General features: G+C 64.0%; 5 protein-coding genes. 3 read left to right on the top strand and 2 right to left on the bottom strand.

Annotation, left to right across the window (positions count from 1 at the left end; translation table 11 throughout):
• Positions 1 to 145 precede the first annotated feature (145 nt).
• Both G3480_RS24160 and G3480_RS24155 read right to left on the bottom strand, forming a co-directional pair.
• Positions 146 to 655 (bottom strand): hypothetical protein, encoded by a 510-nt coding sequence (locus G3480_RS24160; protein ID WP_164656788.1) that lies wholly within the window; start codon positions 653 to 655, stop codon positions 146 to 148.
• Between the two features lie 12 nt (positions 656 to 667).
• Entirely contained in the window at positions 668 to 1,477 is an 810-nt protein-coding gene (locus G3480_RS24155; protein WP_164656787.1) for a DUF2092 domain-containing protein, read from the bottom strand.
• 672 nt (positions 1,478 to 2,149) lie between these two features.
• Between G3480_RS24155 and G3480_RS24150 the strand changes: the two genes are divergently transcribed.
• The 3 genes from G3480_RS24150 to G3480_RS24140 all read left to right on the top strand — a co-directional run bounded on the left by G3480_RS24150 (position 2,150) and on the right by G3480_RS24140 (position 7,408).
• Entirely contained in the window at positions 2,150 to 4,306 is a 2,157-nt protein-coding gene (locus G3480_RS24150; RefSeq protein WP_164656786.1) for an HAD-IIB family hydrolase, read from the top strand.
• Positions 4,307 to 4,380: 74 nt separating this feature from the next.
• Positions 4,381 to 5,277 (top strand): PfkB family carbohydrate kinase, encoded by an 897-nt coding sequence (locus tag G3480_RS24145; protein WP_164656785.1) that lies wholly within the window; start codon positions 4,381 to 4,383, stop codon positions 5,275 to 5,277.
• Between the two features lie 157 nt (positions 5,278 to 5,434).
• Positions 5,435 to 7,408, top strand: coding sequence for an alpha-amylase family glycosyl hydrolase (locus G3480_RS24140; RefSeq protein WP_164656784.1), 1,974 nt, complete (start codon positions 5,435 to 5,437; stop codon positions 7,406 to 7,408).
• The last annotated feature ends 374 nt before the right edge of the window (positions 7,409 to 7,782 follow it).

The raw sequence follows: 7,782 nt of genomic DNA, 5'->3' as shown, positions 1-7,782 counted from the left end.
GGGGTCGCGGTGGGGTTAGGTGCCTCTTGGGCGCGGGTCCCGGGCCCCCCCCCCCGCGGGGCACCGGGTTCGCCTTCTGCCCCCCCGCGGGGGGGGGCGGCCCCCCCCCCCCCCCGCGCCGCTCATCAACGACGCATCGCAGACATCAGTAAGGCGAATTGATGACGATGTACTCCACGCTGCTCCCGGAATAGCGTGGCTGGTACCAGGTCGAGCCACACTGCTTATAGGTGACGCCGTTGACGGTCACCGACGAGCATGAGGGCGGCAGCGAATAGACGATCGAGCCGATCACCGCAGCCGTCGCAGCAACCGCGACGGCCGCCCCGACCGGGTTATTCCAACGCGGCGGCGGTGGCGGCGGCGGGCGATAGCCGCCTTGAGGCGGTGGCGGCTTCCCCCCTTGAGGCGGCGGCCGTTGCCCACCTTGAGGTGGCGGACGGTTTCCGGGGGGCGGGCGATTGGCATTGACGTTGACATTACGATTGACGTTTCGGTTGACGTTCACGTTGCGGCTGCCGCCTACGTGCACGGAGGCCCGGGCATGTCCGCCCCCGCCCCGGCGGGCTGAGGCATCCAGGGGTAAGAGGCTAGAGCCGACGAAGAAGAGGCTCACAACGACGATGGTGAGAGCATGCTTGGACAGAATCTTCATGATGGGCGCTCCCTAGGGCGTGGTCTGATCTTCAGGCGTGGTCTGATCTTCGGTTTGGACGACGAGCTGGATGGGGAGATCGTCCTTGGACGGAGCAAAGGTGAAGACCGCGTCAGTGGGTGCGGCCTGGGTGTCCCAGCTCAGATTGGCGATGTATTGGGGCTCGCCCGGTAGACCCTTGGTTGTCACAACATAGCGTAGCGGCAGCGGAGCATCACCCTGCGCGATCCAGATCTGCCAGTCGATCACCTCCTGACGGAAGGCGTAGTGATCGGTCAAGTGACCGTCGATCATGACGGCGCCGACCCAGGTGGCTGCTTGAATGTCTGCCTCGCCCCCCTCGTCCGAACCCCAATAGAAGAGATCCTGAAGGGGAAATTCGATCCCGTACTTGTCGGCCAGGACGGCCAGCAGCTCACGGATCGTCGGGGGCGCCGGGACGGTCGCATAAAAGTTGCCTTCGGGAGCGTAGAGCGTAAAGTGCTCGCCGTCGAAGTAGAATTCGCGGGCCTTGCGGTCAGTGGCGATGTCGGCGCGCAGATGGTCGGGCTTGCGCGCCTTGAGTTCGACCGTCTTGGTCAACATGATCTTCTGCCCGCTGTCGAGCACCTCGTCGATCATATCGTCCGCCTTCAGCTCGAACGACTCGAGTCCACGCAGATAGGCGCCCATGCGTTGCAGTGCATCGATCGCCATGGGATCGACCGCTTGGGCCTCGGTCGTCGACACGGCCTCCGTCGCCTCCTCTTGAGCCGGCACGGGGGCCGACAGCGCGATGCTCGCGAACGCGAGTGCGGTCAAGTATCTTGGTCTCAGTGTCATGTCGGAAAACCTCGGTTCGCTTCTTAATGATGGGGGGGGGGAGCCGTCCGGCGAGCAGACTCTCTCAATGCTCACCCGGCGGCGTTCTTCTCAGGACAAGGAGACATCTCGCGGGATTAGGAGACGAAACCGCGGGCCAAACGACAGCAGCCGGCCACGGCGTTCGAAGCCTACGCCAGCCGAACCTGGAGTGTAAAGCACGTTTCCGACACTTCTGTCCAGCCTGCCTGAGCTTAGAAAGTGACCATCAACAACTTCCCCCCTTTCGCAAAGGGGGGCCAGGGGGGATTTCGGGCGGGATCGCTCGTATCGGGAAACAATTAATGGGCGCTTTCTTAGCCGAAGCAGGAGGAAGCGCCACCCGCGAGCGCGAGCGTCGATCATCGGACCGCCCAGTCGGTTGAGTCGGAACCGCGCATCCTTCACTCTAAGCGACGCGGGAGCGCCGCTCCCACCGACAGCGCGCTTGGGTCGGAGGAAGATCGAGACCAGAGCGCATCTTCGACGGGCCGGATGCCATAGAGTGAGGAATCGCAGATCGACCGGATCATTGGCGATAACTCTGTCATTTGCCATGCATTTGGAATCGAAGCCGGACTGCCATACCCTAAATAGGCAAAGGACGTGTGATCTTGCCGCCGACGGACCCACCGGACACGAGAGGCCCCATCGATGTATATCCTGCTGCTCAGCATCCACGGTCTGATCCGAGGCCACGACCTCGAACTCGGACGCGACGCCGACACCGGAGGACAGACCAAGTACGTCGTCGACCTCGCCCGTGCGCTCGGCGAGCGCGACGATATCACACAAGTCGACCTCGTCACGCGACGCGTCGTCGATCCCTCCGTGAGCCCGGACTACGCGGAGCCCATCGAGCCACTGAGTGAAAAGGTGCGCATCCTCCGCATCGACGCGGGTCCCGATGAGTACCTTCCCAAGGAGCAGCTCTGGGATCACCTCGACAGCTTCGTGGACAACCTCGCCGCGTACTTACACGAGGCGGGACATTGGCCGAACATCGTCCACAGTCACTATGCCGACGCCGGCTATGTCGGCGTGCGGCTGTCGAATCTCATCGGCGCGCCCCTGGTCCACACCGGACATTCCCTCGGTCGCGACAAGCGACAACGGCTGCTGGCTGCCGGACTAGACAGCGACCAGATCGACGCCCGCTACAACATGCTGCGCCGCATCGACGCCGAAGAGGCGGTGCTGGCCAGCGCCGACCTAGTCATCACCAGCACCCACAATGAGATTGAGGAGCAGTACGGTCTCTATGACTACTACATGCCCGAGCGCATGCGTGTCATTCCGCCAGGCACCGACCTCAAGCAGTTTCATCCACCGACCGACGACGACTCGATCGCCTTCGCGGACGAGGTCGAGCGCTTCCTCGACGAGCCGGACAAGCCGCTGATCCTTGCGCTCTCCCGCGCGGACCACCGCAAGAACATCGTCGCTCTGGTCGAGGCCTATGGAGAATGCGCTCAGCTGCAGGAGCGGGCGAATCTGCTCATCGTGGCCGGCAACCGCGACGACATCCGCGACCTAGACGAGGGCGCACGCAACGTACTGACCGATATTCTCATCACGGTCGACGCCTACGACCTCTACGGCCACGTCGCCATCCCCAAGCACCATACGGCCGATGAGGTGCCCGCGATTTACCGTCTCGCGGCGAGTTCCCGCGGCGTCTTCATCAACCCAGCACTGACCGAGCCCTTCGGCCTAACGCTGTTGGAGGCGGCGGCGACCGGCTTGCCGCTGGTGGCGACCGAGAACGGCGGCCCGGTGGACATCATCGGCAACTGCGAGAACGGCCTGCTGGTCGACCCACTGGACCGCCGCCAGATCGGCGACGCTCTGCTCCAAATCCTGGGTGATGCGCAGACCTGGCAGACCTTCTCCGAGCGTGGGCTCGCGGGCGTGCGCAAGCACTATTCCTGGCAGGCCCATGCCGCGAGCTACCGCAAGCTGCTCGCCCCCTTGACCGAGAAGGCCGAACCCATCCCGGACACGCCCCCCATGCGCCGCGCCATGGTCTACCGGGACCGCGCGCTCTTCACCGACCTGGATCAGAGCCTGCTCGGCGATCCGCAAGGCGTGGAGCGCTTCGTGGCCATGATGCGCAAGAACAAGCGCTGCTCGAACTTCGGCATCGCCACCGGGCGCCGCCTGGACTCACTGCTCGCCGAACTCAAACGCCGCGGCATCCCGATTCCGGATGTGCTCATCACCAGCCTGGGGACCGAGATCCACTATACCGGGCGCCTGGTCCCAGACGACTACTGGAACGAGCATGTCGATCATCTCTGGAAGCCCAGAGCGGTGCGCCGCGCCCTGGCCGATGTTCCAGGCCTGCTGCCGCAAACCAAGATCGAACAGAGCCGTTTCAAGATCTCCTACCACTACGACCCCTCGATCGCGCCTTCGGTGGATGAGATCTCCACCCTGCTGCGCACCAGCGACCTGACGGTGAACGTCATCCATGCCTTCGGCCAATTCCTGGACATCGTTCCGGTGCGCGCGAGCAAGGGACTGGCGGTGCGCTATGTCGCACACCGTTTCGGCATCCCGCTGGAGCATGTGCTGGTGGTTGGCGGATCGGGCGCGGACGAGGATATGATGCGCGGGAACACCCTGGCGGTCGTGGTCGCCAACCGTCATCACGAGGAACTCTCGCAACTCTCCGAGATCGACAACATCTACTTCGCGGAGCAGGCCCATGCCAACGGCATCCTGGAGGCAGTCGAACACTATGACTTCTTTCGCTCCTGTCGCGTCCCTGTCGCGGAGCCAACGCCCGAGTCGAGCGCTCAAGAGTGACGCGGCAAGCCAGCGGAGCAAACCGGCGGAGCAAACTCACAGCAGCGGCATCAAGACAGCGAGGACTCTGAATCGTGGACAAACCCTCACTCTGCGTCTTTGGCGAGGTCCTGTTCGATTGTTTTCCCGACGGTCGTCATGTCCTTGGCGGGGCACCCTTCAATGTCGCCTGGCATTTGCAGGCCTTTGGCGCGGCACCGAGATTCGTCAGCGCCGTCGGTGAGGACGCCGACGGGGAGAAGATTCGTGCGGGCATGAGGCACTGGGGGATGCTGACGAGCGACCTGCAAACCGATCCGGACCATCCGACCGGACGCGTGCGAGTCAGTCTGGAAAACGGCGAACCGAGCTACGACATCGTTCCCGACAGCGCCTATGACTTCATTCGCACGCCGACCGAAATGGGGCCCTTCGCACTCGTCTACCACGGAACCCTGGCGCTACGGCAGCCGGTCTCCGAGGCAACGCTCTCCGGGATCAAGTCAGCCGAGCCCGACCTGGTCTTTCTCGATGTGAACTTGCGCGCACCTTGGTGGAGCCGAGACAAGACGCTCGCGCTGGTCACGGAGGCCGATTGGGTCAAGCTCAACGAGCACGAACTCGCGATGCTCGCGGGTGCCGCAGCGGCCTCCGCCAGACCCATTCCGGAGCTGGCGAGGGACTTCATGGAGCAGCACGATCTCAGCGGCCTCATCGTGACCATGGGGAGCGAGGGTGCGCTCGGATTGATCAAGGGTAGCGAGCCTGTCCGGGTCGCCCCGCAACCTGCGCTCGAGGTCGTCGACACGGTCGGCGCCGGAGATGCCTTTGCGGCCGTCACCATTCTCGGCATCGTCAACGGTTGGTCACTGGACAAGACGCTGTCGCGCGCGCAATCCTTCGCCTCGAAGATCGTCGGCCAGCGCGGCGCGACCGAGGCCAACCCTGATCTCTATCAGCCCCTCGTCGACCAGTGGGGTCTTGCCAACTAGCCAGCGCTGCCCGACCTGGATCTGAGCGGGCGCGACCCGCTCGGCGCACTGCCCCGTCTGCCGGATCGGGTCCAATCGCCCTTGCATCCGCCGTCCCCCGGCTCGCGCCCTATCGGCCGCACCGGGAACACGGCCCCCCGCTCAATTTGGAGTCTCCATGTACGAACAGGTTTCACATGCCCTGCTGAACGACATCCTCGATGATCTCAGTCATCAGGTCGTTCGTGAGGACCTGCGTCATTTCTACACCCGTTTGGGCGCGAACTTCTACGCCATTCACTCGCTCTTCGAACACCTCTACGGCCATCGCGAGGACTTCAAGGAGCAGATCACCAAGCTGACCGAGCGTCTGGCACGCGCCTATATCGATCGTCCCGAAAGCCTCAGACAGATCGACATGGAGCGCGAGGAGAATCACAGCTGGTTTCTGAATCCGGAGTGGACGGGCATGGCGCTCTATTTGGACGGATTCGCCGGCAACCTTCAGGGCCTGACCAAACGGCTGTCCTATCTCCAGGAGCTGGGGATCAACATGGTGCACGTCATGCCCATCCTGCGTTGCCCGCAGGGCGCCAGCGACGGCGGCTATGCCGTGAGCGACTTTCGCAACATCGACTCACGCGCGGGCTCGGTGGACGACATCTCGGAACTCACAGCCGCCATGCACAAGCGCGGCATGCTGCTGACGCTCGACGTGGTGGTGAACCACACCTCCAACGAGCATGAGTGGGCCCAAAAGGCCTGCGAGGGCGACAAGTACTACCAGGACTTCTACTACGTCTTCCCCAACCGTGACGTGCCGGACATGTTCGAGGAGACCATGCCGGAGATCTTCCCGGAGACCGCGCCCGGCAACTTCACCTGGAACGACCAGATGGAGAAGTGGGTGATGACGGTCTTCAACAACTACCAATGGGACCTGAACTACTCCAACCCCTCGGTCTTCATCGAGATGCTGGACATCATCCTCTTCTGGGCGAACCAAGGCGCCGACATCGTGCGCCTCGACGCGGTCGCCTTTCTCTGGAAGAAGATCGGGACCACCTCGCAGAACGAGCGCGAGGCCCATCTCATCCTCCAGCTCATGAAGGACTGCTGCCAGGTGGTCGCACCCGGCGTGCTCTTCATCGCCGAGGCCATCGTCGCGCCCTCGGAGATCATCAAGTACTTCGGCGAGGACGCCGTCATCGCCAAGGAGTGCGAGATCGCCTACAACGCCACCTTCATGGCGCTGCTGTGGGACGCGGTCGCCACCAAGAACGCCAAGCTGCTCAATCAGGGCATCAAGAGCCTGCCGCTCAAGCTCGACCGCGCCACCTGGCTGAACTACATCCGCTGCCACGATGACATCGGCCTGGGCTTCGACAACGCCGACATCCGTGCCTGCGACTATGACCCCTATGCCCACCGCCACTTCCTGATCAACTGGTTCACCGGCGCCTTCGAGGGCTCGCCAGGCCGTGGCCGCCCCTTCGGCGTCAACCACAAGACGGGCGACGCGCGCATTGCGGGCGCCCTAGCCTCGCTCGCCGGTCTGGAGACGGCGCTGGAGATGCAGGATCAGGAGGCGATCGACCATGCGGTCAATCTCATCCTGACCCTGCACGGCATGATCCTCTCCTTCGGCGGCATCCCGCTCATCTGGTACGGCGACGAGATCGGCACCCTGAACGACAGCTCCTTCCTGGACGACGTCAACAAGGCGGGCGATGCGCGCTGGATCCACCGACCACGTATCGACTGGACGCGCGCCGAGCGCCGCCATGAGCAGGGCACAGTCGAGCAGCGGATCTTCGACGGACTCAAGCGCATGATCGCGGTCCGCAAGGGCACGCCCGCCTTCGCGGACTTCAACAACCGCGAGCTGATCGACGTCAGCAACCCGCACCTCTTCGTCTTTCTGCGCACGCACCCGACCATGCAGACCAGCTCGGTGCTGGTCGCGGCCAACTTCGATGCCAATTCGCAGTATCTCGACCTCGAGGAACTCAGCCACCGCGGGATCTTCCGCTACGGCCTGCTGCAGGACATCATCACCGGAGACTCGCCCGCCATCTTCAACAACCGAGTCATCATCCCGCCCTTCCACTTCTACTGGCTGGCGAATCAGCGGGCACGATCGATGCTCTGAAGCGCCCGAGCGAAATTGCGCCCTGCGCCAGAACCCTAGGGCGCAAGAGGCCGCCTCAATAAGGGCTGCTGTCTCTGACGGTCGTTGCGCCCTCGCTTGAATCCGCAAGATCGCTCAACGGAGCGGCCGTATTGCGCCGAATGCGAGCGGTGGCTGTACCTGGACCCTCGGCACGGCTTGCGGCGCGGCGCAATAGGCGACGCGAGTGGAGCCTCGATCCTCTGGTCCAAGCGCACGCTCGGCGGGAGCGGCGCCCCCCCCCCCCGGGGGGGGGGTAGGGGGGGGGGGCCCGCGCCCCCGCGGGTGGGGGGCAAGGTGGGCCGGTGGGCGGGGAAACCGGTTGGGGGGACCCCGGAAGGCGCCCGGGGCCGGGG

It is taken from the genome of Thiorhodococcus mannitoliphagus, assembly GCF_010915725.1.
Taxonomy (GTDB): Bacteria; Pseudomonadota; Gammaproteobacteria; order Chromatiales; family Chromatiaceae; genus Thiorhodococcus; species Thiorhodococcus mannitoliphagus.
This window is presented reverse-complemented; position numbering and strand designations above follow the sequence as displayed.

Excerpts from the sequence above, each read along its gene's own strand:
- G3480_RS24150 (WP_164656786.1), top strand. The coding sequence starts at position 2,150 with ATGTATATCCTGCTGCTCAGCATCCACGGTCTGATCCGAGGCCACGAC.
- G3480_RS24155 (WP_164656787.1), bottom strand. The coding sequence starts at position 1,477 with ATGACACTGAGACCAAGATACTTGACCGCACTCGCGTTCGCGAGCATC.
- G3480_RS24140 (WP_164656784.1), top strand. The coding sequence starts at position 5,435 with ATGTACGAACAGGTTTCACATGCCCTGCTGAACGACATCCTCGATGAT.
- G3480_RS24160 (WP_164656788.1), bottom strand. The coding sequence starts at position 655 with ATGAAGATTCTGTCCAAGCATGCTCTCACCATCGTCGTTGTGAGCCTC.